This window comes from Amycolatopsis sp. MJM2582 (assembly GCF_000754115.1).
Classification (GTDB): domain Bacteria; phylum Actinomycetota; class Actinomycetes; order Mycobacteriales; family Pseudonocardiaceae; genus Amycolatopsis; species Amycolatopsis japonica.
Window position 1 is genome coordinate 1,246,318 of record NZ_JPLW01000003.1, and the last position, 23,896, is coordinate 1,270,213.

Genomic DNA, 23,896 nt, shown 5'->3' on the forward strand with positions numbered 1-23,896 from the left:
GCCATCCCGGCACGATCCGACCACGGACACCGCAACAGGGTGCGGCGATACTTGACCATCCGCCGTACATCGCGCAGCGTGATCGGCATGCCGTCGACCGAAGGTCCCCACGGCACGGGGAAACGCGCCCGCAGACCCGATCTGCGCGCCGCCCGTGCCGCGCTGCCGGAGCCTGTCCGGAAGCTGATCGACGACTACGAGCGGCACCTCTCCCTGGAACGCGGACTGTCCGCGCACACCGTGCGTGCCTACCTCGGCGACATCGTGTCGCTGATGGGCTTCGTGGATGGCAACGGCGGCCGGTTCGAGGATCTCGACATCGGGACACTGCGCGGCTGGCTCGCCCGGCAACGCGAGGAAGGGGCCAGCCGGACGACGCTGGCGAGGCGTGCGGCGGCGGCCCGCACCTTCACCGCCTGGGCCCACCGAGGCGGAGCGCTCGCGTCGGATCCGGGTGGCCGCCTGGTGGCGCCACGCGCGCATCGCAAGCTTCCCGGCGTCCTCCGCGCGGAGCAGGCGAGTGACGTCATGCGCTTCTCAGCCGCCGGTGCCGAACAGCGCGACCCGGTGGCTTTGAGGGACAGTGCCATCGTGGAACTGCTCTACGCGACCGGCGTACGGGTCTCGGAACTGTGCGGGCTGGATGTGGGCGACGTCGACTTCTCCCGCCGGGTCGTGCTCGTGCTGGGCAAGGGTGGCAAGGAACGTGTCGTGCCGTTCGGCGTCCCCGCCGAAACGGCCTTGCGGGCATGGCTGGACGAGGGCAGGGGAAAGCTCGCCGTCGAAACGAAGGAGCCGGGGAAAGCGGCGCTCTTCCTGGGGGCTCGGGGCGGCAGGCTCGACCCGCGGACGGCCCGGCGGATCGTCCACGACGCCGTCGGTTCGGTGCCGGGCGCGAACGACATGGGGCCGCACGGCCTGAGGCATTCCGCGGCCACCCATCTGCTCGAAGGCGGCGCTGATCTTCGAAGCGTTCAGGAACTGCTTGGTCACGCTACGCTGGCTACAACGCAGCTCTACACTCATGTGACCGTCGATCGGCTGAAGGCGATCCACGACCGCGCGCACCCCCGGGCCCGATGATGCCGGGGAGAACTCGGCAGGTGACCCAGCGGCCCGGACCGGCGGCGCACGCGCATCCGCACGAGCACGGAGACCACGCTGAGTCGCATGCTGAGAACGGCGATCCGATGACCGCCGACCCACATGTCACCGAAGCCGCCGGGAAACATCGTCCCGGCGGGGACGGTCCTGCCGTCGCACCCGAAGCACGGTCCGGCTACGAAGTGGACGCCGGGATCCAGGCGCTGTGGCGGCAGTTCACCGAGTCGCCGGACCAGGTCGTTCGCGACCGGCTCGTGCTGCACTACGCCCCACTCGTCAAGTACGTCGCCGGCCGGGTGGGCACCGGGCTGCCGACCCACGTCGACGTCGGTGACCTGATCCAGTCCGGGATCTTCGGCCTGGTCGACGCGATCGAGAAGTTCGAACCCGCCAGGGGCCTGCGGTTCGAGACCTACGCCATGCAGCGCATCCGCGGCGCGATCCTCGACGATCTCCGTTCCCAGGACTGGGTCCCCAGGGCGGTCCGCAGCAAGGCCCGCGAGGCCGAGCGCGCCCTGGAACGCCTCGGCGCCCGGCTGAACCGCACACCGACCGACGCCGAACTCGCGGCCGAGCTCGAAATCAGCGTGGACGATCTGCGCGAGTTCTACGGGCAGATGCAGCTGACCAGCGTCATCGCACTGGAAGACCTCGTCGCCGCGGGCAAGGACAGCGGCTCGCTGGTCGACACCCTGCCCGACGACGGCGCCGTCGACCCGGTGGCCGTCCTGGTCGACCAGGACAACCGCCGCCAGCTGGCGCAGGCGATCGCGCAGCTCACCGAACGCGACCGGATCGTGGTCGGGCTCTACTACTTCGAGAGCCTGACGCTCGCCGAGATCGGCAAGGTCCTCGGCGTCACCGAGTCACGGGTCAGCCAGCTGCACACCCGCGCCGTCATGCGACTGCGTGCCAAACTGGTCGAGCAGGCCTAGCCCCGCTCGCCGCGGCGAGTTCCGCCTCCAATCACGCGTGTTCGCTCCCCAATCACGTGTGTTCCGCCTCCAATCACGTGTGTGCGCCGTCCGATCACGCGTGTCCTCCGCCAACACACGCCGATCACTGCGCTTGCGGAGAAGAAGCACGTGGAGGCACCGAGGCTCGGCTGCCGAGTCGTTCCACAACGGTCACTCAATCTCCTTCCCACGGTTTGAGCCGGATCTCGGACGGCTCGCCGATCAACGCGAGCGGATCGACGTACTCCTCACCCCGCCGGACGCCGAAATGCAGGCACGCCGCCTCCGGACAGCCTGGATGGCCGGCCATGAGCGTCCCGAGCACCTGCCCCCGGTAGACCTGATCACCCGCGGTGACCGTCGGGGCGAGAGGTTGGTAGGTGGTGCGAAGCCCTCCGTCGTGGTCGATCGACACCACGCCGCGGCCCGCCACCTGCCCGGCGAACATCACCACTCCTTCGGCGGCCGCGAGCACGTTCGTGCCCGGTGCCGCGGCGAGGTCGACGCCTCGATGGCCGGGCCCGTATGGCGTCGAGGGTGGCTCGAAGTACCTGGTGACGCTCGGTACCGGCGAAAGCGGCCAGGAGAGGCGCCCTTGCGGGGAGGGCGCGCCTCTGGCCGTTCCCGGCATCGCCGCCGACGCGAAGATCGCGAGCACTGTCGCGAGGATCGCGAGGCGCGGAAGCCGCCGAGGGCGCCCAGGGCGGCGGTGCCTCCCGCCCGTGCGGTCGAGAGCGAAGGAGTGCCTGGTGACAGGGCGGGAACAGGTCGTCATGGTCATGTGTTCCAGGCTGGGGGACCGGCGTGGCGGGCGGGGCGCGCCGGGGGAATCTGTGGATAACCGAGGCGGTTGTGGACAACCCCTTCATCAGGGGCTGCCGGTGCGGTACCCGGTGGCGACAGGGAGTAGACTCTTTTGCGCGGTCCGCGGCAGCGGACTGACTTCGCGTGCACGTGCGCGCTCCCGATGGCCGATCTCCTCACGGAGGGTCAGGACAGACGGGGGCACACGGCCCGGCGGTCCTTGAGGTCACTTCGCCACAGGGTCCGGGCCCGAGCATCGGCACCAGGGCGATCGGCCACCCGGCCGAGAGCGACGAACCGAGCAAGCGCGTTCCGGCGGAGCCGGGCGCGCACGACACAGAAGAGGTTGATTCCGGCAATGGCCGTCGTCACCATGAAGCAGCTGCTCGACAGCGGCGTGCACTTCGGGCACCAGACCCGTCGGTGGAACCCGAAGATGAAGCGCTACATCTTCACCGAGCGCAACGGCATCTACATCATCGACCTGCAGCAGACGCTGACGTACATCGACCGTGCGTACGAGTTCATCAAGGAAACCGTCGCGCACGGCGGCACCATCATGTTCGTCGGCACGAAGAAGCAGGCTCAGGAAGCCATCGCCTCCGAGGCCTCGCGCGTGGGCATGCCCTACGTGAACCAGCGCTGGCTCGGCGGCATGCTGACCAACTTCCAGACGGTGCACAAGCGTCTCCTCCGCCTGAAGGAGCTCGAGTCGCAGGAGCAGACCGGTGGTTTCGCCGGCCTGACCAAGCGCGAAATCCTCACGCTCACCCGTGAGAAGGACAAGCTCGAGAAGACCCTCGGCGGTATCCGCGACATGGCCAAGGTGCCGAGCATCGTGTGGATCGTCGACACGAAGAAGGAGCACATCGCCGTCGGCGAGGCTCGCAAGCTGAACATCCCGGTCGTCGCGATCCTGGACACCAACTGCGACCCGGACGAGGTCGACTACCCGATCCCGGGTAACGACGACGCGATCCGTTCGGCCGCGCTGCTGACCAAGGTCGTGGCCGAGGCCGCCGCCGCCGGTCTGATGGCCCGCTCCAGCCGCAACGGTTCCTCCGCCGACGCCAAGCCCGAGGCGGGCGTCGCCACGGACGAGCCGCTGGCTGAGTGGGAGAAGGAGCTGCTCGCCGGCTCCGAGACCGCCGCCGCGGACGCCAAGGAAGCCGCCGCCGCGACCGACGCGCCGACCGAGGCCCCGGCCGAGCAGGCCACCGCCTCCTCCTGATCCACCAGCTCGTGGGGCCGCCTCCGGGCGGCCCCACGAGTGAATTCCCCAAAAGACTTTCTCGTACCTGAAAAAGGACGGACACACCCACGATGGCGAACTACACCGCCGCAGACGTGAAGCGTCTCCGGGAGCTGACCGGCTCCGGCATGATGAACTGCAAGAAGGCGCTGGAGGAGAACGACGGCGACTTCGACAAGGCCGTCGAGTTCCTGCGCATCAAGGGCGCCAAGGACGTCGGCAAGCGCGCCGAGCGCGCCACCGCCGAGGGCCTCGTCGCCGGTGACGGCGGCGTGCTGATCGAGCTCGACTCCGAGACCGACTTCGTCGCGAAGAACGAGGACTTCCAGGCCCTCGCCGCGAAGATCGTCGAGGTCGCGAAGGCCGAGAAGACCAGCGACGTCGAGAAGCTGAAGGCCGCCTCGCTCGACGGCAAGACCGTCGAGGAGCAGGTCCAGGAGCTGGCCGCCCGCATCGGTGAGAAGCTCGAGCTGCGCCGTGTCGCCGCTTACGAGGGCACCACCACCACGTACCTGCACCGTCGCGGTGCCGACCTCCCGCCCGCCGTCGGCGTGCTCATCGAGTACACCGGTGAGGGCGAGGAAGCCGCCGAGGCCGCTCGTGGCGCCGCCATGCAGGTCGCCGCGCTCAAGGCGAAGTACCTCACCCGTGACGAGGTCCCGGCCGAGGTCGTCGAGAACGAGCGTCGCGTCGCCGAGGCGACCGCCCGCGAAGAGGGCAAGCCGGAGCAGGCCATGCCCAAGATCATCGAGGGCAAGGTCAACGCCTACTACAAGGACAACGTCCTGCTCGAGCAGCCGTCGGTCAAGGACAACAAGAAGACCGTCAAGGCCCTGCTCGACGAGGCCGGCGTGACCGTGAGCCGGTTCGCCCGGTTCGAGGTCGGCCAGGCCTGATCCAGGCGCGGAACACAAGAACCACCACTGTGCCCCGTCTCCGTCCATCGGGGACGGGGCACAGTCGGGTTTCAGAGCATTAGGGAGGGCGACATGGGTGTCCGGGTCGAAGGCGGATACCGGCGGGTGCTGCTGAAACTGGGCGGCGAGATGTTCGGCGGCGGTTCCATCGGGGTTGATCCGGATGTGGTGCACTCGGTCGCCCAGCAGATCGCCGATGTGGCGCGGACGGGCGTGCAGATCGCCGTCGTGATCGGCGGCGGCAACTACTTCCGCGGCGCGGAACTGTCGCAGCGCGGCATGGACCGCGACCGCGCGGACTACATGGCGATGCTCGGCACCGTCATGAACTGCCTGGCGTTGCAGGACTTCCTGGAAAAGGAAGGCCTGCCCACCCGGGTGCAGACCGCCATCACCATGGGGCAGGTCGCCGAGCCGTACATCCCGCGCCGCGCCGAGCGTCACCTGGAGAAGGGCCGCGTCGTCATCTTCGGCGCAGGGGTCGGCATGCCGTACTTCTCGACGGACACCGCCGCCGCGCAGCGCGCGCTCGAACTCGGCTGCGAAGCCGTCTTGATGGCGAAGGCCGTCGACGGCGTCTACACCGCGGACCCGAAGAGCGACCCGACCGCCGAGATGTTCCACGAGATCAGCCACCGCGAGGTGCTGGAACGGGACCTCAAGGTCGCCGACGCCACCGCGTTCAGCCTGTGCATGGACAACAACATGCCGATCATCGTGTTCAATCTCCTCACCGAGGGGAACATCGCCCGCGCGGTCAGCGGTGAAAGGATCGGCACCCTGGTCGACACCCCCGCCGACGGGGTGCCCGCGTAGTCCTGCTCTGATCTCCGTAATCGGTACGCATACACAACAACGGGAGTTGCCGTGATCGACGAGACCCTCCTCGACGCCGAGGAGAAGATGGAAAAAGCGGTGTCCGTCGCCAAGGAGGACCTGTCGTCGGTACGCACCGGCCGGGCCCACCCGGGGATGTTCTCGCGCGTTGTCGTCGACTACTACGGCGCGCCGACCCCGCTGAACCAGCTGGCGGGCGTCAACATCCCCGAAGCCCGGATGGCGTTGATCAAGCCTTACGACCAGAGCTCGCTGAACGCCATCGAGAAGGCGATCCGCGAGTCGGACCTCGGCGTCAACCCGAGCAACGACGGCAACGTGATCCGCATCGTCATCCCGCAGCTCACCGAAGAGCGCCGCAAGGAGATGGTGAAGGTCGCCAAGTCCAAGGGCGAGGACGCCCGCGTCTCGATCCGCAGCGTCCGCCGCAAGGCCAAGGAAGAACTCGACCGGATCAAGAAGGACGGCGAGGCGGGCGAGGACGAGGTCGTCCACGCCGAGAAGGAACTCCAGAACCTCACCGACACCTACACCCACAAGGTGGACGAGCTGGTGAAACACAAGGAAGCCGAGCTACTCGAGGTCTGATGAGCCAGGTGAGCGAGGAACGCGAGGATCGGGTGGAGAACCCGGAACCGGTTCCGGCGGAGAAGCCGGAACCGGCGCAAAAGGTTTCCCGCGCCGGCCGTAACCTGCCCGCCGCGATCGGGGTGGGGCTGCTGCTGGGCGCGGCGATCGTCACGTCCCTGCTCACCGTGCGCTTTCTGTTCATCGGCATCATCGCGATCGCCATCGCGGTCGGCACGATCGAGCTGGCCGGGGCACTGAAGCGCGCGGCGGGCATCCGGATCGCGCTGGTCCCGGTGCTCGTCGGCGGTCAGGCGATGATCTGGCTGGCCTGGCCGTATGGCCGCGAAGGCGCGTTGACGGCGTTCGTACTGACGGTGCTCGTCTGCCTGCTGTGGCGGTTGCCCGGCGGCGCGGACGGGTATCTGCGCGACATCAGCGCGTCGGTTTTCGCCGCCGCGTACATCCCGCTTTTCGGTGCCTTCGCCGCCATGCTCGTCCCGCCGGAGGACGGCGTCGGCCGGGTGCTGGCGTTCATGATCGGCGTGGTCGCCTCGGACACCGGTGGCTACATCGCCGGTGTGCTGGGCGGTAAACACCCGATGGCGCCCACGATCAGCCCGAAGAAGACCTGGGAAGGGTTCGCCGGTTCCCTCGTGGCCGGTGTCGTCGCCGGCGCGCTGACCCTGAGCCTCCTGCTCGATGGCCACGCCTGGCAGGGTGTGCTGTTCGGCGCGGCGATCGTCTGCACGGCGACACTGGGCGATCTCGTCGAGTCGCTGATCAAACGCGACCTCGGCGTCAAGGACATGGGGAACATGCTGCCGGGACACGGCGGCTTGATGGACCGGCTCGACTCCTTGCTTCCTTCGGCCGTCGTCTCCTGGTTGCTGCTTTCGGCGTTCGTCCCCGTTTAGCCTCGGCCCGCTCAGTCGTCGTAGGGATCGTCGACTTCGGCGGTGCCCCAGCCTTCGACGGCCCGGGAGTGGTCGATCACGGCGAAGACCGAACCATCCGGGTCGGCGAGGATCGCCATCCGGCCGTACGGGGTGTCGTAGGGCTGGACCACGACGGCACCGCCGAGCATCAACGCCTGTCCGGCCGCGGCGTCCGCGCCCCGAGCCGGATCGAGGGCGAGGTAGACCATCCAGTGCGGGGGAGTGTCCGGCCGGTATTCCGAGCCCATGACGTACCGGTACAGCACCGGTTCGTGCTCGATGAGCCATTCGGCGTAGTCGAGCGAAGCGCCGTCGCCGATCTGGTGGCTGGTGTAGTTGAAGAGGCGGCAGTAGAAGTGATCCGCCGCCGCGCCGTCGTGGGTGTTGAGATCCGCGCCGCTGAAGGTGTTCGGCACCCCGGTCGCGAACTCCCAGGTGGCGGGCGGCTCCCAGAAGACGACGTGCGCGCCGCACGCGTCGATGGCGTGGACGATGCTGCCGCGATGGGGGATCGCCATCGGTCCGAGCGTGACCCGGCCACCGAGACTGTCCACCCATTCGGCGGCGGCGGCCGCCTGGGGCACCGAGATGTGGACGCTCCAGCCGGACGGCCCCTCCGCGCCCGCGCGGTACAGACCACCGGCCGGGACACCGTTCAGCGTCGCGATCGAGTACCGGCCGGTCGGCGTCGCCGGATCACGCTGAACGGTGAACTCCCAGTCGAAAAGCCCGCTGTAGAAGGCTTGTGCGGCCGCTTCGTCTCTGCACGCGAGCTCGATCCAGCAGGGGATTCCCGAAGGTATGACGGAAGTGTGGGCGGCCGAGCCAAGCGACATGCGGTTCTCCCTTACCGGTGGGAGTAAAGTCTAGTCGCTGACCGCATTGTTTCCGTCAAAGATTTCGGCCCGGATACCCCGGAACCCGGCCCGGCGTCCCTTCGTTGGAGCTTCCGTGCGCTGGTTTCCCCGAGCTCTCTCCTCCTCCCGCCGCGGCGGCGAGGAGGTGCTGCCGAGTCCGAACATCTGGTACTACCAAAAGGCCTACGAGGTCGAAAACCGCGCGCAGGACGTCGACGACGAGATCTGGCGCGTGCTCGCCGGGGCCCGCGATTGGTCGGGGGCGGACGTTCTGGACATCGGCTGTGGTGACGGTTTCCACCTGCCGCGGTTCGCCGCGACTGCGCGGTCGGTGGTCGGCGTCGAACCCCATGAGCCGCTCGTGCGTGACGCGCGGAACCGGGTGGAGCGGCTGGCGAACGTCGAGGTGCGGCAAGGGCGTGCGCAGCGGCTTCCCTTACCGGACGCGGCTTTCGACGTCGTCCACGCCCGCACCGCGTACTTCTTCGGCCCCGGTTGCGAACCCGGTCTTCGCGAAGCGGAGCGGGTGCTGCGCCCGGGTGGGCTGATGATGATCGTGGATCTCGATGTGACGAGTGAGCCCTACGGCCGCTGGATGCGGCTGGATCTGCCGCACTACGACCCGCCCGGGGTCGAGAAGTTCTTCGCCCGTCAGGGATTCGACTGCCGCAAGGTGATGACGCGGTGGCTGTTCGAAGACGCCGCCGCGATGGAAGCGGTGCTGAAGATCGAGTTCAGCGCACCGGTCGCGGCGAAGGCGATCGCGGAGGTCCGGCGGCTCAACGAGGTTTCGTCAGGTGCCGGGGAGAAGCAGGTGACGCTGCCGGTGGGCTATCGCGTGCATACGCGCACCAAGCCCACCGGCCTCGTCGTGCCGGATCACTCCGTGCCCTCGTCCGGGGTGGTGTCCTCGGCCTCGCCGAGGATTCCGTAGATCGTCCGGCGTGCCTCGTTGAGGACGTCGACGGTGCGGGCCTGCTGGCTTTCGCTGCCGGCGTGCATGACCTGCGCGACCGCCGCGGCCAGGGTCGCGCCTGCCTTGCGCAGGTTCACCTCGACCGGGTCGACGTCGTGGGCGATCTGCTCCCACGGCGGGACGGCGTCCTGCTGCTCGGCCGCGGTACGGCCGGATTCGGTGAGCTCGAACAGCTTCTTGCCGTTCTCGTCCTTGCTGATCACCAGGCCTTCGTCGGCCAGCATCTGCAGGGTCGGGTAGACCGAGCCGGGGCTCGGCTTCCAGAAGCCGCCGCTGCGTTCGCCGATCTCGCGGATGATCTCGTAGCCGTGCCTCGGCTGCTCGGAAAGCAGCGCGAGGATCGCGGCACGGACGTCACCGCGTTTGCCGCGCCGTCCACCGGGGCCGCCGCGACGGCCGTGCCGATGCCGGTGGCCCGGTCCGCCAGGGCCCGGCGGGAAGTCGCCGAAGCCGCCGCGAGCCCAGGGCCCGAAGGCGGGTCGGCCGTGTTCTGGAGGGAAAGGTCGTCGTCGCATGATGTGAATCCTCTCTTCGTAATGTTCCGACTCGTTCACGATATATCGGAAACAGTCGTACGACAACCCTGATCGTGTGAGTTGGGTCTCAGAGGCTTGTGGCGCCGTGATCTGGGAAACAGTGATCCAGGGCGGCCCGGGTGCGCGAAAGGTGGACATGGGACACTGGGTGAGCTATGACTGCCCTCCCTCTCGTCTTCGACGCGCCCAAGCGCGGCCTCCCGCCGCGCCACCTCGCCGATCTCACCGCCGCCGAGCGGGCCGCGGCCGTCGCCGAGCTGGGGGAGAAGCCGTTCCGCGCGAAACAGCTTTCGAACCACTACTTCTCGCGGCTCACGGTGAACCCGGAGGAGATGACCGACATCCCGGCGGCGTCGCGGGAGAAGCTCGTCGGCGATCTGATGCCGACGCTGCTCACCGAGATCAAGGCGCTCGCCTGTGACGACGGGACCACCCGTAAGACCTTGTGGCGCGCGCACGACGGGACGCTGCTGGAGAGCGTGCTGATGCGCTACCCGGACCGCGCGACCCTGTGCATTTCGAGCCAGGCGGGCTGCGGCATGGCGTGCCCCTTCTGCGCGACCGGCCAGGGCGGTCTCGACCGGAACCTGTCGACCGCGGAGATCGTCGACCAGGTCCGCTCCGCCGCCGCCGTGATGCGGGACGGGCTGATGCCCGGCGGGCCCGGCCGTCTGTCGAACATCGTCTTCATGGGGATGGGCGAGCCGCTCGCGAACTACAAGCGGGTGGTGGCGGCGGTCCGGCGGATCACCGATCCCTCGCCGGAGGGTCTCGGGATCGGTCAGCGTTCGGTGACCGTGTCGACGGTGGGTCTCGCGCCGGCGATCCGGAAGCTGGCGGACGAGAAGATGCAGGTGCGCCTGGCGGTTTCGCTGCACACGCCGGACGACGAACTGCGGGACACGCTGGTGCCGGTGAACGAGCGCTGGTCGGTGGACGAGGTCCTGTCCGCGGCCCGGTATTACGCGGACACTTCCGGCCGCCGCGTGTCGATCGAGTACGCGCTGATCCGGGACGTCAACGACCAGCCTTGGCGTGCCGAACTGCTGGCGAAGCGGCTTCGCCAGCACCTGGGCCAGTTGGTGCACGTGAACGTGATCCCGCTGAACCCGACGCCGGGAAGCAAGTGGGACGCCTCGCCGAAGCCGGTGGAGCGGGAGTTCGTCCGGCTGGTGAACGCGGGCGGTGTGGCGTGCACGGTACGTGACACGCGTGGTCAGGAGATCGCGGCGGCGTGCGGTCAGCTCGCCGCCGAGAACTGAGTTCTTCCTTTCAGTGATGGAGATATTGTCGTGATGTATGCCCCCAGCCTGTTGGATCCGGCTGCGGAGGAGCTGAAGCTCGCGGACGTGCTCGGCCATGGCGCGACCGGTGTCGCGCGCGAGGCCAGGACGTTGCTCGGTGAGCGATTCAGCTCGGTGACCTTCATGTACGTCCTGATGCGGGCGTTCGAGGTGGAGTACACGGCGGCGCGGGACGCTTCGCGCTGGCACGAGTTCCACGGCGGACCGTACGCGCTGTCGGACGCCGACCTCGAAGCCCTGCTGGCGCCCTGGCTCGGGGCACCGGCCGCGTCGATCACCGCGTAGGCGGGAATCGACGCGACCGTCCTTTGTGGATGGTCAGTGTGGAGCCGGCCGGTAGACGAGCTCCTGGACGCGCCCGTCGAACGTCCGGCTCTCGAGCAGTTCCAGGTCGAAGTCGGCCGCACCGCGGAAGATCGAGTCCGCCCCGGTTTTCCCGGTGATCACCGGGAAAACCGTCACCTGCACGCGATCCACCAGACCGGCGGCCATCAGCGCCCGGTTCATCGACAGGCTGCCGTGCGAGCGCAGCGGCACTTCGGACTCCTCCTTGAGCCGGGCGACGACGTCGACCGCGTCCCCGCTCACGACGGTCGCGTCCGGCCAGTCGAGCGGCTCCCGCAACGTGGTCGAGACGACCGTCGCCGGCAGGTGCTTGAGCCGGGAGACCCACGGATCCAGCGCCTCGAAGTCCGGGACCTCCGCGTTGAGCATCTCCATGTTCGCCCGGAACGTCGTGGCGCCGAAGACCATCCGCTGCTCCTCGGAGTACAGGGCGAGGCGGTGTTCGAGGAATTCGGGGCCCTGCTTGCCCCAGTAACCGCCCCAATCGCCGGTGTGGGCGCCGTAGCCGTCGAGGCTGGAAAAGACGTCGAACGTGTAGGTCGCGGTCATGATGCTCCTTCGGTGAGTTCGTCTCTCACCCTGGCTACGAACGCGGGCGGCGCGGATAGACATCGTCGGCGGAAAAATCTTCGCGAGAGGGTGGCGAGACCGTCCTCGGCTTGCTGTTCGTCGACGAAGGCGAACCCGACCCGGCCGACGGTTGTCCGCTTAGTCTCCTTCGCGCTGGGCCGGACGGACCAGCCGCACGGCGGTCTTCACCCTCGGCGGCGACACTCGATGGAGACTCTGAGGAGGTGGACCGGATGTCCACGACCAAGGCGAGACAGGTGCGCCACAACAAGGCCGTCCAGGTGCTCGGACGGATCGGCATGGGCTGCTACGGACTGGTGTATCTGCTCATCGGGTACCTGGCGGTGCGCGTCGCCGTCGGCGGTGGCGGCCAGGAGGCCGACGGACGCGGCGCGATCACCGAGGTCGGTTCGACCCCGGTGGGCGGGGTGCTGTTGTGGGTGCTGGCGGTGGGACTGGTGGCCTACGGCCTGTGGCAGGGGTTGCTGGCCGCGGTCGGCTACACGTGGATCGACAAGCAGCGCACTCGCACCGTCAAGCGGGTGACGTCCGGAGTGCGCTGCCTGGTGGGGATTTCGCTGGGCGTGTACGCGGCCAAGGTCGCCCTAGGGGCGGGGGAACAGGGCAGTGGCGACCAGAAGCAGCAGGAGTTCACCGCGTGGCTGCTCGGATTGCCCGCCGGTCCGTTCCTGGTGACCGTGGTGGCCGTCATCGTGTTCGGCGTCGCGGTGGGTTCGGTGGTGAAGGGGATACGCCGGACCTTCGAACAGGACCTCGACCTCGCGAAGCTCCCGTCGGGGACCCGGCGATGGGTGGAGCGGCTGGGCAGGATCGGTTACGTGGCAAGGGGTGTCGTGTTCGGTGTGGTCGCCGTACTGATCGGGTACGCGGCGCTGACGCATGATCCGTCCCGTTCCGGCGGGCTCGACGCCGCCCTGCGGACCTTGGCCGCCCAGCCGTTCGGCACCGTGCTGCTCATCGTGGTGGCGATCGGGGTCGCGGCCTTCGGTGTGTACTGCGTCGGGGCGGCGCGGGCGCAGCGTGGATGAGCCGTCAGGCGGACTCAGCGCTCGCCGGTGCTCGGCGCGGTCGCGAGAACAGCCGGGTCGAACTCTCGAATCGCGGTTCGCACGGCGAGTTCCAGGATCGGGGCGGGTTCGCCCAGTTCCCTGACGGCCGCGGCGTGTTCTTCCGCCGCCTTGCGGAGGTTGAGGATGGCGGATCCGTCTTCCAGCCAGTAGTCGGGCAGCGAAGTCGCGGCATGCGCGATCCGCACCAGCGACAGCCCCAACCTCGTCTTCGCCTGCAATGCTTGGAGGGCGGGCGTCTTGAGACTCATATCGCCGATCTCCTCCTGCGCCCGCTCGGCCGTGATCTCGCCGCTGCGCGTGGCCGCGAGGCGCTGGTGGAGCACCCACAGACCGTCGAGTTGGTCATCGCAATCGGGCACTCCGCGCAAGGCGGCCCGGACGGCGCCACCCAGGTCGTCGAGCACCAGATTCCGGATGATCACGTCCACGCTGAGCGGCTCGTCCGGTGTCCGTCGCTGCAATTCGACCGCTCCGCGCGCCGCTCGGAGAAGGTCGCGGGCGAGCCCGCCGGACCAGGCATGGCACAGCATCGCGACGATGGGTGGGAAGCCGGTGCAGCGCGAGTTCACGACGTCGAGCGACTCGTCGAGGGTCAGCCAATCGGTGTGCACGACGGTGTCGAACGACGAGTCGAATGCGTCGCGTCCGGCCAGCCCTCGTTGCTCGAACGAGTCCAGGGCGTCAGTGGACACGGTGACCAGGAAGTGCACTCTCTGGATGTGGAAGAGGTCTTTGAGCTCGTTGACGATGGCGACGAGATGATCGGGATCGTCGATCTTGTCGAGTTCGTCGACGCAGACGACCATCCGAGTGGCCTTCGTATGCCTCGCGAAGCACTTCAGCAGATCACGTAGTGCACCGACCAACTCGGACCGGGTCATCGCGCGGCTCTTGAGCTTCAAGGTGCTTTCCCCGCCCGCCTCGAAGAAGGACCGAACCTTCAACGTGCTCTTCACCGTGGTTCCCTGCTCCGTTTCCCACCTCAGTTCGCGTAGCAACTCGCGCGCTTGCCGGATGTCCGGCGGCAGGGTTTCGGTGTTGAGCCGCAGCATGACCTTGGCCAGTTGAACCGTCGCCACGAGGACGAGCAGGACGATCGAAGCCGCGTTGGCGATCAGGCCGCCGAAGGAATCGCTGGACAGCCATGAGTCAGATCGCGAGAGTGAGGACGAAGGAGCCAAAACGTCCGGTACGAACCCGGCCAGTATCCCGGCGCCCGTCAGCATCAGCAGTGTTCGCCCGCTGAACCGCTCGATCGCGTCGCGCAACCGGTTCGCCGTTTGGCGGCCGTGGCCTCTCGAGATCGCGGTCGCGACTTCGGCGAGCAGGATCCTGATGAATTCGCCGGCGTCGTATCGCACGGGGGAGGGGACGATGACCACCGGTCCGCCGATGTCGGGATCCGCGACAAGTGATCGCATCACGGTGGACTTGCCCGATCCACGGGTCCCGGCGAGACCGACCGCGGACGCTTCGTGCTCAAGGATGAATTCCTTGACATAGGCGGTGGTCTTGGATTGGCGGAAGTGCGCCACATCGAGTTCCACGAGCCGAGGGGCGTGGGTGGGGAACGCGATGATCCCCCGGGGCCCCAAAGTCGAGTTGATGGCCGCGGACAGGGCTTCTTGCACCGCTGACGCCATCGATCTTTCCAGTACGCCGCCGGCGGTCGTCGCCGGCCGGAGCGCCGCCCGGGTCGCTACGCGATGTCGCAGCCCCTGCCCCAGGATGGTGGCCGCGCAGATCGCCGCGGCCAGCCAACTCAGAAAGGACAGCATGGTGAGGTTCTGTGCGATCCAGCTTTCCTTGGAGCCGGCCGCCAGCGTGTCGATGAGTTTCGTCCGGGGAGCGAACGAGAAGAGCAGGGAAATCGCGACCAGGAGAAGCAGCACGGTGTTCAGCGCCAACATGCGGAGCACGTTCCGCCGTGAAAGCCTTCTCGCGACGCTGGTGGCGGAGTCGATCGCATTGCCGTAGGCGATCCGGTCGGGCTCCGTCGCCTTCTTGATCTTGACGGTTTCGTCGTCCAGCAACCGCTGCAGAATTTCGGTGCGGCAGGCCTTGTAGTGTTCGAACTCCTGGCGTTCGAACAAGCGGCCCGCGATTTCCCTGATCTGGGTCGTGACGAGAGGTTCGGCCACGGTGCGGTAGTCCCGCGCGTTCACGGCTGCGTGATGATCGGCTGACGGCCGTCGATACCGACGAAGGTCGACGCGGCGATGCGGTCGCCTCCCTCGCGGACCGCGCCACCTGCCTCGAGACGCTGCCAAAGGCTTGTCATGGGTGACCTTTCGACGTTCCGGCCGGACGTCGGTCAGTCGCGGCGGCCCTTCGCGTCGTTACGGCGGCGAGCCGGAGCGCGATCCCACTTTGGGACACCGCATTCAAAGCGCGAACGCGGCGCGGTAGTCCCTCGGCGAGGTGCCGAGAAGCCGGGTGAACATCGTCGAGAACGCGGCGGGGCTCTCGTAGCCGAGCGAGGCGGCGATCGCGGCGATGGGCAGGCCGTCCGACAGCAGTGACAGGGAATGCAGGACGCAGGCCCGCTGCCGCCAGCGGGCGAAACCCATCCCGGTCTCCGCGGTGAAGAGCCGGTTCAGCGTCCGTTCGCTCACGTGCAGCCGGTTCGCCCATTCGCTCGCGGGATCGTGGATGTCCGGATCGTCCAAAAAGGACTCACATTGGGCTCGCAGCCGTTCGTGTTTCGGCAGCGGGAGGTCGAGCCGGACCGGGGCGGACCGGCGGATCTCGTGCAGGGTCAGGCCGATGACCGCGGCGTCCCGGCCGCGGGCGGTGTACAGCTCCGGCACGCCGACGGCCTCGTTCAGGAGTTCCCGGAGCAGCGCGGACACCTCGACGACCTGGCAGCGACGCGGGAACCACGGCACCGCCTTCGGTTCGATGTACAGGCTCCGGGTGCTCACGGTCGTCGTGAACACCTGATGGACGGTCTCCGGCGGGACGAGCACCGCGCGGCGGGTCGGGATGGTCCACGTGCCGTCGGCCGTTTCGACCCGCATCGACCCGGTCGCGCTGTAGAGGAACTGCGCCCGGCGGTGCCGATGCGGGAGGATCCGGTGCCCCGGTGGGTAATCGGTGCGGATCGCCACCACCGGGCGGTCGAGATGGTCGACCTCGTCGATGGGGACGTCACGCACCTCACCAAGGCTACGCCGGGTGTCCGATCCGCGAAAGAAACTGTCGCCCTTTCGAATGCCCGCCGTGCCGGGGCGGCCTACCGTCGAGGGAGTGCTGATCAAGATTTCGGTGCTCCTCGGGTTCGGTTGCCTGAGCGGCGTCATCACCGTCCTTTTCGGATTCGGCGGCGGGTTCATCACCGTGCCCGTCGTCTACGCCTTCGCACTCGCGGATCCGGAGCACGCACAGGACGCGATGCACGTGGCGGTGGCCACGTCGACCGCGGTGATGGTGGTCAACGCGGGGAGCGCGACCCTCGCCCAGCTGGGGACGGGCCGGCTTCGCCGCGACTACCTGTGGCCGCTCGTCGCCTTCATCGGTTTGGGTGCCGTCCTCGGCTCCTTCGCCGCCACCGTGGCCGACGAAAGTGTCCTGCGCTGGCTCTTCGTCGCCTACCTCGCGCTGACCATCGCCGACAGCGTCGCCCGGAAGGGTTTCGTGAGCAGGCGTGAGGACGACGGGCCACGTGCGCTCGGCGGCGTCACCACCATCGCGGGCGGGACCGGGATCGGTGCCGTGGCAAGCTTTCTCGGCGTCGGGGGCAGTGTCCTCACCGTGCCGCTCATGCGGCGCAAGGGCCTGCCGATGGCCGACGCGACCGCGCTCGCGAACCCGCTGAGCCTGCCCGTGGCGGTGATCGGCACGGCCGTCTACGCCTTCGCGGCGACGGGCACGTCCTCGGGCGGTGCTCACGTCGGCTACGTCGACCTGGTGGCCGCGGGCGCGCTGCTGTGCGGATCGCTCCCGACCATCGCCGTGACGCGCCGGGTGGTCGGCCGGATCCCGGACCGCGCGCACGCGATCGCGTACCTCGCCCTGCTCGGCGCCGCGCTGATCGCGGTAGTGATCGGATGAGTCCATGCCTTGTCAAGCCCTTGACAAGGCATGAGAGGCATGGCAAGGGGTTATCGCCAGGCAAAGATCCGACGAATCCTCTATCTCTTTTTCGGATCTTGCGCCAAGATCTCCCGCATGAAACTGAGATCGATCACCAAACGCATGTTCGTTCTCGGGCTGCTGACGGTTCTCGGCACCACCGGGGCGACGTCGGTGGCCACCGCCGAACCCCAGGCCCCGCCCTCGGACGTCAACGCGACCGGGAAGCCGCGCGGCGGCTGGGAACCGGTCGGCCCGAACAGCGTCGGCGGAATACTCGCCGTTTCGCCCGCCGGCCTCGCGATGATGCAGCCGAGCCCGCCCGCGCTGTGGCTCTCCGGCGATCGCGGCGCTTCCTGGAGTGTGCGCCGCGGTCTGCCGCAGGACACCTCCATCCAGGGCTTCTTCGTCGATCCGGCGAACCCGGACCGGATGCTCGCGGTGGGCAACAAACCGGCGGGTTTCCTCGGCGAATGGCGCGGCATGCTGGTGCGGACCACCGACCGCGGCCAGACCTGGGAAACCCTGCGCGAGTGGTACCCCGACGGCGCGTTCGGGATGGCCACGGACCCGACCGGCCGGGTCGTCGTGGTGCAGAACATGGATTCGCTGAGCGTCAGCACCGACGGTGGCGAGCACTGGAACGACGTGCCGAGGACCTGGCCGCGTGAGGGCAACGCCTCGCCGGTCGGTGCGCTCAAGCTCACGCTGGTCGGCGACGACGCCTACCTCACGACGGTCTACCCCGAGTACGCCCTTTGGGTGGTCCGCGGGGTCAGCGGCAAGGAGCCGCAGGCCGAACTCGTCTACCGGACCAACGGCGAGATCAACCAGGTCGCCTCGGACGGCAAGCGATTCGTGGTCACGGTCGGCCCCGAACTGCACGGCTCGACCGACGGCGGCAAGACCTGGACGGTGCTGCGCCGCGATCCCGGCGAGCAGACCCTGCGCGAACCGCGTTTCCTCGGCGGACGGCTGTACGTGTCGACGTATAACGACATAGACGTCAGCGCGGACTTCGGCCGCACCTGGTCCCGCAAACCGGTGCCCGCGCCGGGCGAAGGCGTCAGCGACATGATCGACCTCCCCGCCGGACCGGGTAAACCCGCCACCACGCTGATCTCCTCGCTCTATCGAGGCGTGTACGCGGACGAGGGCAAGCGGGGCTACCAGCAGATCGGTGTCCCCGGTGAATCCATCCGCGACCTCGTGACCACCGGGAACCTGGTGCGCGAGAGCGTCGTCGCGGCGGGCGTGCAGGAGATCTACAACACGCCGCTCCCGCGCGGCAAGGTGGCCGCGGCGGATCGGGTCTGGCAGTCGCACCCGGCCGACCGGCTGCACGAGGACGCGCGGCTGTCCGTCTCGCCGGGCCGTCCGGACGTCGTCTGGCAGGTCACCCGGAACGGTTTCTCGCTCGACGTGCTCCGCAGTGGCGACGGCGGACGCACCTGGGACTTCGCGGCGAAGGCGAAGGAAGGCCTCCCCAGGACGATCTTCGCCCACCCGGCCGACCCGAACCGGGTGCTCGTCTCGGCCTTCGCTCCCAGCGGCTACGTGCTCTACCGCAGCAACGATGCGGGGAAGACCTGGGAGAAGCTCGCGACCGACAACGGCTTCATCGCGTTCGCCGGTGACCCGTGGAACCCGGACCGGGTCTGGGGCGGCGACTCCGACGGCCTGTCCCGCTCGGACGACGGCGGCAAGACCTGGACCCACGTGACCAGCCAGCCGGTCAGTTCGATCTCGGTCAGCCGATGGGGTGGCGGCCGCGTGCTCATCGGCGGCGCGGGCATCCACCTGAGTGAGGACGGCGGCAAGACGTTCCGCCGGGTCTTCGACGGCGAGGACCCCCGTGAGATCAGCCGGATCCTGCCGCATCCGTTCGACTTCCGGGTGTGGTTCGCGAGCAACACGGCCGGCGGCGGCGTGCTGCGCAGCACGGACTTCGGCCGCACCTGGTCGCCCGTGCCCGGAGCGCTGCCCGATTCCAGGGTGCTTTCCCTGGCGGTCAGCGCGGACGGCCGGTATCTGTTCGCCGGCACCGCGCAGTCCGGCGCGTACCGGTTGACGCTGTACTGAGTCCGAAACGCTTCGTGGCCGGAGGAAGTTCCGGCCACGAAGCGTTTACGCGTGCCTCACCGGATGTCAGAGTCGGGGACATGGCCATCGATGTCGCCGCCCTCCGGCTCCACTTTCCTTCCCTCGCCGACGGAACCGCCTTCTTCGACGGACCTGCGGGTACTCAGACACCCCAGCCCGTCGCCGACGCCATCGCCGGGACGCTGACCGGTCCGTTGTCGAACCGGGGCAAGGTCAGCCCGTCCGAACTCAACGCGGAGAACGCCGTCTCGGGCTTCCGTGACGCCTACGCGGACTTCCTCGGCGTGCCCGCCGAAGGCGTCGTCCACGGCCGCAGCGCCACCCAGCTGACGTACGACTTTTCCCGGCACCTGGCCAAAAGCTGGTGCGAGGGCGACGAGATCGTCGTCAGCCGTCTCGATCACGACGCCAACGTCCGGCCGTGGGTCCAGGCCGCCGAGCGCGCCGGGATGACCGTCCGCTGGCTCGACATCGACCCCGACACCACGGAACTCGACCTCGATTCCCTCGTCCTCACCGAACGGACGAGGCTGGTCGCGGTCACGGCGGCCTCGAACGTCCTCGGCACCAAGCCGCCGATCCGCCGGATCGCCGATCTCGCCCACGACGCCGGGGCGCTGGTGTTCGTGGACGGAGTGCACTACGCCGCCCACGAACTGGTGGACGTGCCGGCGCTCGGAGCGGATTTCTTCGTCTGCTCGCCGTACAAGTTCCTCGGCCCGCACTGCGGCGTGCTCGGCGCGTCGCCCGCCCTGCTCGAAACCGTCGAGCCGGACAAGCTCGTGCCGTCGCCCGACACCGTGCCCGAACGGTTCGAATTCGGCACGCTGCCCTACGAGATGCTCGCGGGTGCCACGGCGGCGGTGGACTTCCTCGCCGCGCTGGACCCCAAAGCGGGCGGATCACGGCGAGAACGGCTCGCGAACTCGATGAATTCGTTGCACGAGCACGAAAACACGTTGCGCGCCAGGCTGGAGGAAGGGCTGGGCGACGCCGTCACCGTCCACTGCAAGGCGGCGGACCGGACCCCGACCGTGCTGATGAGCCTCGGTGGCCGCGAGCGCGAGGCGCAACTGCATCTCGCCGAAAGGAACGTCGTCGCGCCGGCGGGATCCTTCTACGCCTACGAAGTCTTCGCGGCCTTGAAGCTGGAGGATCCGGCGCTCCGGGTCGGGCTGGCCCCGTACACCAGCATCGATGACGTCGACAGGCTGCTGGACGGGCTTTCGACGTTCGGGTGAAGACGGATCGTGAGTGAGTTGTGTGGTTGGCAGCCCGTCGGCTGGCCCTGGCGTTGGGGTCGATCACAAGCCTCGTCCGCACGACCTTGTGATCGGCCCCATGGACGTACGGTGACCGGACCGACACCCTGGGAAGGAACGCCGTGGGCATCGGGGCCCTGGCGAAACGGGACGGGTGGCCACCATGGGCAGACTTCGCGCACGGACATTGATCGCCGGGATGGTCGCGCTCGCCACCGTCGGTCTCGCACCCGCAGCGACGGCCGCGACCGCCATCGACACCCGATGGAGCGAACCAGGCCCCTACGCGGTGACCGTCGAAGCCCTCGACAGCGCGCACACCGTGTACCGGCCTTCGCGGCTGGAGAGGCATCCGGTCATCCTGTGGGGCAACGGGACCGGTGCGAACCCGAAGACCTATGACGGCCTGTTGCGGCATCTGGCCTCCCACGGTTTCGTCGTCGCGGCGGCCGACACGCCGAACGCGGGTTCGGGACAGGAGATGCTGGCCGGTGCCACGACCTTGATCGCCGAGAATTCCCGTCCCGGCAGCCGCTACGAGGGGAAGATCGACACCGCGCACATCGGCGCCACCGGCCATTCGCAAGGCGGCGGGGGAGCGATCGTCGCCGGCGCCGACTCGCGCGTCACCACGACGATCCCGATCGAGCCTGGACCGCAGGGTTCCGCCACGGCACTCAAAGGCCCTTCGTTCTTCCTCGGCGGCCAGTTCGACACCATCGTCATCCCCGGCCTGCTGGTCATCCCGCGCTACCGCCTCGCGGACCAGGTCCCCGCGATCTACGGCGAACTCCGCGGCGCGACCCATTTCACGCCCGTCGGCGACGGAGGCGGGTTCCGCGGCGCCATCACGGCGTGGTTCCGGTTCTGGCTTTCCGGCGACGAGCGGGCCCGCGCGGAGTTCTTCGGCCCGTCCTGCGGGTTGTGCCGGGACGGCGCGTGGTCCGATGTCCAGCGCAACACGAAGGCGCTGGCCGTTCCGGGAGCTTGATCGCCGTTCCTGTCGGTGGTCCGGGTTAGGGTCTGCCCCAGCAGCCTGACCTGGAGGGATACCTGACATGACCACTCTCGACAACCGGCCGAACACCGCGCTCCTCGTCGTCGACGTCCAGAACGCCGTCGTCGACGAGGGTTACGAGCGCGACGCCGTGGTCGCGAAGATCGGCGGTCTCGTCGGCAGGGCACGGCGGGAAGGCGTCCCGGTCGTGTGGGTGCAGCACTCCGACGACGGGCTCGTGCGGGGAAGCCAGGAATGGCGCATCGTCGGCGAACTGGACCCGGAGGAAACCGAGCCGGTCGTCGAGAAGTCCTATGGGGACTCGTTCGAGGACACCGACCTGGAGAAGGTGCTGGCCGAACGCGGTGTCGGACGGCTGGTGGTGGTCGGGGCCGAGACCGACGCCTGCATCCGTTCGACGCTGCACGGCGCCATCGTCCGCGGGTACGACGCGACGCTGGTCGGCGACGCGCACACGACCGTGGACAAGACCGAGTGGGGCGGAATCGCGCCTGAACTGGTCATCGCGCACACGAACCTGTACTGGCGGTATCAGGCCGCGCCGGGCCGAAAGGGAGGGACGGTGATGAGCGAAGACGTCGATTTCAACGGCTGAGCCGGCTTCACGGCGTTTTCGGCCAGTGAGCGAGTAGCAGGCCGGCGTCAGCGGCGAAAGCGTTGTGGCAGTGGGACTTCGCCGCCTGCAGCACACGGCGGGCGATCTCGGGCGGTACGTATCCGGCATTGGCTTCCAGGCTTCCGGCGAGTGAGAACCGTGCGCCGTCGGCGGAACGCGCCTCCGAGAGGCCTTCGGTGTGCAGGACGAGGAGATCTCCAGGCTGGAGACGGGCGGTCGAGATCCGGCCCGGCGTTCCGGCACCGAACGGCGATCGTGGTGCACTGTCCACTGTGGCCTGTCCGGGTCTGTGTCCGTTGCCGAGCACGAGCGGTGCTTCCCCACCCGCTTCGAGGTGGCGCAGATCCCCGTGGGCGAGGTCCACTTCGGCCAGGGTCCCGCGAACCGACGCTTCGGCGCCGAACTGTGTCGAAAGCGCTTTGTCGACAGCGCTCTCTTGGCCGCGCAGGCCTTCGCCCTCGCGGCGGGCGGACCGGTAGGCCGCGAGTGCCGCCGACACCGCCAGGCCCGAGGACTCGGACTCGCGGCCAGCGTCGAAGATCGCCAGCCATGCCGTCGTTTCGGAAAGGGCGTAGTCGAAAGTGACGCCGCGAACGTCGTAGGCGGGCTCGACTCCGCCTGCCACCACGACGTCGCGCGTCGCCGCCGTCAACGGGGGCAGGTGCTGCCAGAGCAGTTCGGCCATGGGGTCGCGGCGTCGTCGGCGGCGTGTCATGTCGAGGCCGTCGCCGTAGCGCATCGCCGCGGCGATGAGGTGGCCGGACAGTGACGCGAGCCAATGGCACTGGGTGCGCAGTGAGGGGTCGTTGAGGTCGGTGTTCGGGCCGGCTTCGACCTCGAGCACGCCTACGCGCTCGTCGCCGTCCAGCAGCGTGGTCCACAAGCGCGGTCCGACGGAGTTTTCGGCCATCATGGTGCCCGCCTGCCGATACGCCTGACCGGCGGTGCTGGTGTCGATCGCCAGCGGTACCCGGCCGGGCGACCGCTCGGGAAACGGGATGAGCCGGTGCTGGTCGTAGTCGGCGAGGTAGACGGCTATCCGGAGGTCCAGCGCGCGCCCCGCCGCCGCGATGACCTCGGGCAGTCGCTCCGGGGCGACCCGGTGGGCGCCGTCGAGAAGTCCCACCAGTGCGGCCAGCGGGCCGCGGGGGCGGGTGTCCTCACTGGGTTCGCGGCTGTACGGCGCCCGTCTCGCGCCGGAGATCTCGTCGAGGCGTTCGTTGACCGCGTGGGCGACCATGTCCCGTTGGATCCGGGGCAAGGGGAGCAGTCCCTGCAGGAACGCCTCCAGTTCGACTTCGCTGACGTCACCGCCGAGCGCGAAGTACCTCAGCCATAGCTGCTCCATCGTGAGCCCGGTGCGCGCGAAGCAGGCAGCGACGATCCGTCGCTGCTCCTCGGCCTGGAGCGAGGACAGAGTGACCACCCCCGGGGATCTCGGCGATACGGCGCCTGGGTACCAACCACGGCGCCGGCTGAAACATGGCGGAGAGGAGGTCGCGTTACGCCAGGTGGCCGAGCGGTTCGTCGACCGCGTGCCGGGCAGAGACGATCCGGGACGGGCAGAACGTGGGTCGCGGTAGGCGGGGTGATCGCATTCGGCTAAGGTCGGCTTCCGAAAGCGGTTCTGAGCGTTGAGAAGTTAGCGCCGATCCGCCGGTAACCGGGTTGGTTGCGGCGGTTGGTGGGGCGCGCCCGGCGCCGGGTCCCGCCGGGGGGGCCCGGGGGGATCACGCCGCTGTGCAGGAGGGGGGGGGGCGGGGCTTGGG

General features: G+C 68.6%; 23 protein-coding genes. 16 read left to right on the forward strand and 7 right to left on the reverse strand.

Annotation, left to right across the window (positions count from 1 at the left end; translation table 11 throughout):
- Positions 1-87 precede the first annotated feature (87 nt).
- Both ED92_RS24670 and ED92_RS24675 read left to right on the forward strand, forming a co-directional pair.
- Positions 88-1,083: a tyrosine recombinase XerC gene (locus tag ED92_RS24670; RefSeq protein ID WP_052120857.1), complete on the forward strand. Its 996-nt coding sequence runs from the start codon at positions 88-90 to the stop codon at positions 1,081-1,083.
- Positions 1,084-1,103: 20 nt separating this feature from the next.
- Positions 1,104-2,039 (forward strand): FliA/WhiG family RNA polymerase sigma factor, encoded by a 936-nt coding sequence (locus ED92_RS24675; protein WP_037342321.1) that lies wholly within the window; start codon positions 1,104-1,106, stop codon positions 2,037-2,039.
- Between the two features lie 196 nt (positions 2,040-2,235).
- On the opposite strand, the gene ED92_RS24680 is transcribed toward ED92_RS24675, so the two are convergent.
- Positions 2,236-2,841 (reverse strand): murein hydrolase activator EnvC, encoded by a 606-nt coding sequence (locus ED92_RS24680; RefSeq protein WP_037342322.1) that lies wholly within the window; start codon positions 2,839-2,841, stop codon positions 2,236-2,238.
- A 381-nt stretch (positions 2,842-3,222) separates the two neighbouring features.
- On the opposite strand from ED92_RS24680, the gene rpsB reads away from it, so the two are divergent.
- The 5 genes from rpsB to ED92_RS24705 all read left to right on the forward strand — a co-directional run bounded on the left by rpsB (position 3,223) and on the right by ED92_RS24705 (position 7,354).
- Positions 3,223-4,095: a 30S ribosomal protein S2 gene (rpsB, locus tag ED92_RS24685; RefSeq protein ID WP_007032886.1), complete on the forward strand. Its 873-nt coding sequence runs from the start codon at positions 3,223-3,225 to the stop codon at positions 4,093-4,095.
- Between the two features lie 92 nt (positions 4,096-4,187).
- The gene (gene tsf / locus ED92_RS24690) at positions 4,188-5,012 is read left to right on the forward strand and encodes a translation elongation factor Ts (RefSeq protein ID WP_016336221.1); all 825 of its coding nucleotides are present in this window, start codon (positions 4,188-4,190) and stop codon (positions 5,010-5,012) included.
- A gap of 93 nt (positions 5,013-5,105) precedes the next feature.
- Positions 5,106-5,849, forward strand: coding sequence for a UMP kinase (pyrH, locus tag ED92_RS24695; protein ID WP_005154669.1), 744 nt, complete (start codon positions 5,106-5,108; stop codon positions 5,847-5,849).
- 51 nt (positions 5,850-5,900) lie between these two features.
- Complete coding sequence (gene frr / locus ED92_RS24700; RefSeq protein ID WP_037342323.1) at positions 5,901-6,458, forward strand: ribosome recycling factor; 558 nt, start codon at positions 5,901-5,903, stop codon at positions 6,456-6,458.
- A complete protein-coding gene (locus tag ED92_RS24705) occupies positions 6,458-7,354 on the forward strand; it encodes a phosphatidate cytidylyltransferase (protein ID WP_037342324.1) in 897 nt (298 codons plus the stop codon). Before frr ends, ED92_RS24705 begins: the two co-directional genes overlap by 1 nt.
- An 11-nt stretch (positions 7,355-7,365) precedes the next feature.
- On the opposite strand, the gene ED92_RS24710 is transcribed toward ED92_RS24705, so the two are convergent.
- Entirely contained in the window at positions 7,366-8,211 is an 846-nt protein-coding gene (locus tag ED92_RS24710; RefSeq protein ID WP_037342325.1) for a VOC family protein, read from the reverse strand.
- 115 nt (positions 8,212-8,326) lie between these two features.
- Here ED92_RS24710 and ED92_RS24715 point away from each other — a divergent pair, with 115 nt between their 5' ends.
- Positions 8,327-9,166: a class I SAM-dependent methyltransferase gene (locus ED92_RS24715; protein WP_037342326.1), complete on the forward strand. Its 840-nt coding sequence runs from the start codon at positions 8,327-8,329 to the stop codon at positions 9,164-9,166.
- Here ED92_RS24715 and ED92_RS24720 read toward each other — a convergent pair.
- Positions 9,112-9,723 (reverse strand): PadR family transcriptional regulator, encoded by a 612-nt coding sequence (locus tag ED92_RS24720; protein WP_037342635.1) that lies wholly within the window; start codon positions 9,721-9,723, stop codon positions 9,112-9,114. The genes ED92_RS24715 and ED92_RS24720 overlap by 55 nt on opposite strands.
- A gap of 176 nt (positions 9,724-9,899) precedes the next feature.
- Here ED92_RS24720 and rlmN point away from each other — a divergent pair, with 176 nt between their 5' ends.
- Positions 9,900-11,006, forward strand: a complete 1,107-nt coding sequence (rlmN, locus tag ED92_RS24725; protein WP_016336213.1) for a 23S rRNA (adenine(2503)-C(2))-methyltransferase RlmN — start codon at positions 9,900-9,902, stop codon at positions 11,004-11,006.
- Between the two features lie 33 nt (positions 11,007-11,039).
- Positions 11,040-11,333, forward strand: a complete 294-nt coding sequence (locus ED92_RS24730; protein ID WP_051972394.1) for a hypothetical protein — start codon at positions 11,040-11,042, stop codon at positions 11,331-11,333.
- 33 nt (positions 11,334-11,366) lie between these two features.
- Here the strand turns inward: ED92_RS24730 and ED92_RS24735 are convergent, their stop codons facing one another.
- Entirely contained in the window at positions 11,367-11,942 is a 576-nt protein-coding gene (locus ED92_RS24735) for a dihydrofolate reductase family protein (RefSeq protein WP_037342328.1), read from the reverse strand.
- 254 nt (positions 11,943-12,196) lie between these two features.
- Between ED92_RS24735 and ED92_RS24740 the strand changes: the two genes are divergently transcribed.
- The gene (locus tag ED92_RS24740) at positions 12,197-13,012 is read left to right on the forward strand and encodes a DUF1206 domain-containing protein (RefSeq protein WP_081975915.1); all 816 of its coding nucleotides are present in this window, start codon (positions 12,197-12,199) and stop codon (positions 13,010-13,012) included.
- A gap of 14 nt (positions 13,013-13,026) precedes the next feature.
- Here the strand turns inward: ED92_RS24740 and ED92_RS24745 are convergent, their stop codons facing one another.
- Entirely contained in the window at positions 13,027-15,219 is a 2,193-nt protein-coding gene (locus ED92_RS24745) for a P-loop NTPase fold protein (protein WP_037342330.1), read from the reverse strand.
- Positions 15,220-15,438: 219 nt separating this feature from the next.
- A complete protein-coding gene (locus ED92_RS24750) occupies positions 15,439-16,212 on the reverse strand; it encodes a helix-turn-helix transcriptional regulator (RefSeq protein WP_037342331.1) in 774 nt (257 codons plus the stop codon).
- A 91-nt stretch (positions 16,213-16,303) separates the two neighbouring features.
- Here ED92_RS24750 and ED92_RS24755 point away from each other — a divergent pair, with 91 nt between their 5' ends.
- The 5 genes from ED92_RS24755 to ED92_RS24775 all read left to right on the forward strand — a co-directional run bounded on the left by ED92_RS24755 (position 16,304) and on the right by ED92_RS24775 (position 22,106).
- Positions 16,304-17,107 carry a sulfite exporter TauE/SafE family protein gene (locus ED92_RS24755; RefSeq protein WP_037342332.1) on the forward strand — a complete coding sequence of 268 codons (804 nt, stop codon included), beginning with the start codon at positions 16,304-16,306 and terminating at the stop codon, positions 17,105-17,107.
- A 117-nt stretch (positions 17,108-17,224) separates the two neighbouring features.
- Complete coding sequence (locus ED92_RS24760) at positions 17,225-19,210, forward strand: peptidase S8 (RefSeq protein ID WP_037342333.1); 1,986 nt, start codon at positions 17,225-17,227, stop codon at positions 19,208-19,210.
- Positions 19,211-19,290: 80 nt separating this feature from the next.
- On the forward strand, positions 19,291-20,472 hold the full coding sequence (locus ED92_RS24765) for a cysteine desulfurase-like protein (RefSeq protein ID WP_037342334.1): 1,182 nt from the start codon (positions 19,291-19,293) through the stop codon (positions 20,470-20,472).
- Positions 20,473-20,656: 184 nt separating this feature from the next.
- Positions 20,657-21,484, forward strand: a complete 828-nt coding sequence (locus ED92_RS24770) for an acetylxylan esterase (RefSeq protein ID WP_037342637.1) — start codon at positions 20,657-20,659, stop codon at positions 21,482-21,484.
- A gap of 67 nt (positions 21,485-21,551) precedes the next feature.
- Positions 21,552-22,106, forward strand: a complete 555-nt coding sequence (locus ED92_RS24775) for a cysteine hydrolase family protein (RefSeq protein WP_037342335.1) — start codon at positions 21,552-21,554, stop codon at positions 22,104-22,106.
- Positions 22,107-22,113: 7 nt separating this feature from the next.
- Here ED92_RS24775 and ED92_RS24780 read toward each other — a convergent pair whose 3' ends face one another.
- The gene (locus ED92_RS24780) at positions 22,114-23,553 is read right to left on the reverse strand and encodes a PP2C family protein-serine/threonine phosphatase (protein ID WP_037342336.1); all 1,440 of its coding nucleotides are present in this window, start codon (positions 23,551-23,553) and stop codon (positions 22,114-22,116) included.
- Positions 23,554-23,896 lie beyond the last annotated feature (343 nt).

Bases quoted from the DNA above. Each gene is read 5' to 3' on its own strand.
- ED92_RS24770 (WP_037342637.1), top strand. From the start codon at position 20,657: ATGGGCAGACTTCGCGCACGGACATTGATCGCCGGGATGGTCGCGCTC.
- pyrH (WP_005154669.1), top strand. From the start codon at position 5,106: ATGGGTGTCCGGGTCGAAGGCGGATACCGGCGGGTGCTGCTGAAACTG.
- ED92_RS24705 (WP_037342324.1), top strand. From the start codon at position 6,458: ATGAGCCAGGTGAGCGAGGAACGCGAGGATCGGGTGGAGAACCCGGAA.
- ED92_RS24765 (WP_037342334.1), top strand. From the start codon at position 19,291: ATGGCCATCGATGTCGCCGCCCTCCGGCTCCACTTTCCTTCCCTCGCC.
- ED92_RS24740 (WP_081975915.1), top strand. From the start codon at position 12,197: ATGTCCACGACCAAGGCGAGACAGGTGCGCCACAACAAGGCCGTCCAG.
- rlmN (WP_016336213.1), top strand. From the start codon at position 9,900: ATGACTGCCCTCCCTCTCGTCTTCGACGCGCCCAAGCGCGGCCTCCCG.
- ED92_RS24680 (WP_037342322.1), bottom strand. From the start codon at position 2,841: ATGACCATGACGACCTGTTCCCGCCCTGTCACCAGGCACTCCTTCGCT.
- ED92_RS24735 (WP_037342328.1), bottom strand. From the start codon at position 11,942: ATGACCGCGACCTACACGTTCGACGTCTTTTCCAGCCTCGACGGCTAC.
- ED92_RS24730 (WP_051972394.1), top strand. From the start codon at position 11,040: ATGTATGCCCCCAGCCTGTTGGATCCGGCTGCGGAGGAGCTGAAGCTC.
- ED92_RS24775 (WP_037342335.1), top strand. From the start codon at position 21,552: ATGACCACTCTCGACAACCGGCCGAACACCGCGCTCCTCGTCGTCGAC.
- tsf (WP_016336221.1), top strand. From the start codon at position 4,188: ATGGCGAACTACACCGCCGCAGACGTGAAGCGTCTCCGGGAGCTGACC.
- ED92_RS24760 (WP_037342333.1), top strand. From the start codon at position 17,225: ATGAAACTGAGATCGATCACCAAACGCATGTTCGTTCTCGGGCTGCTG.
- ED92_RS24720 (WP_037342635.1), bottom strand. From the start codon at position 9,723: ATGCGACGACGACCTTTCCCTCCAGAACACGGCCGACCCGCCTTCGGG.
- ED92_RS24710 (WP_037342325.1), bottom strand. From the start codon at position 8,211: ATGTCGCTTGGCTCGGCCGCCCACACTTCCGTCATACCTTCGGGAATC.
- rpsB (WP_007032886.1), top strand. From the start codon at position 3,223: ATGGCCGTCGTCACCATGAAGCAGCTGCTCGACAGCGGCGTGCACTTC.
- ED92_RS24670 (WP_052120857.1), top strand. From the start codon at position 88: ATGCCGTCGACCGAAGGTCCCCACGGCACGGGGAAACGCGCCCGCAGA.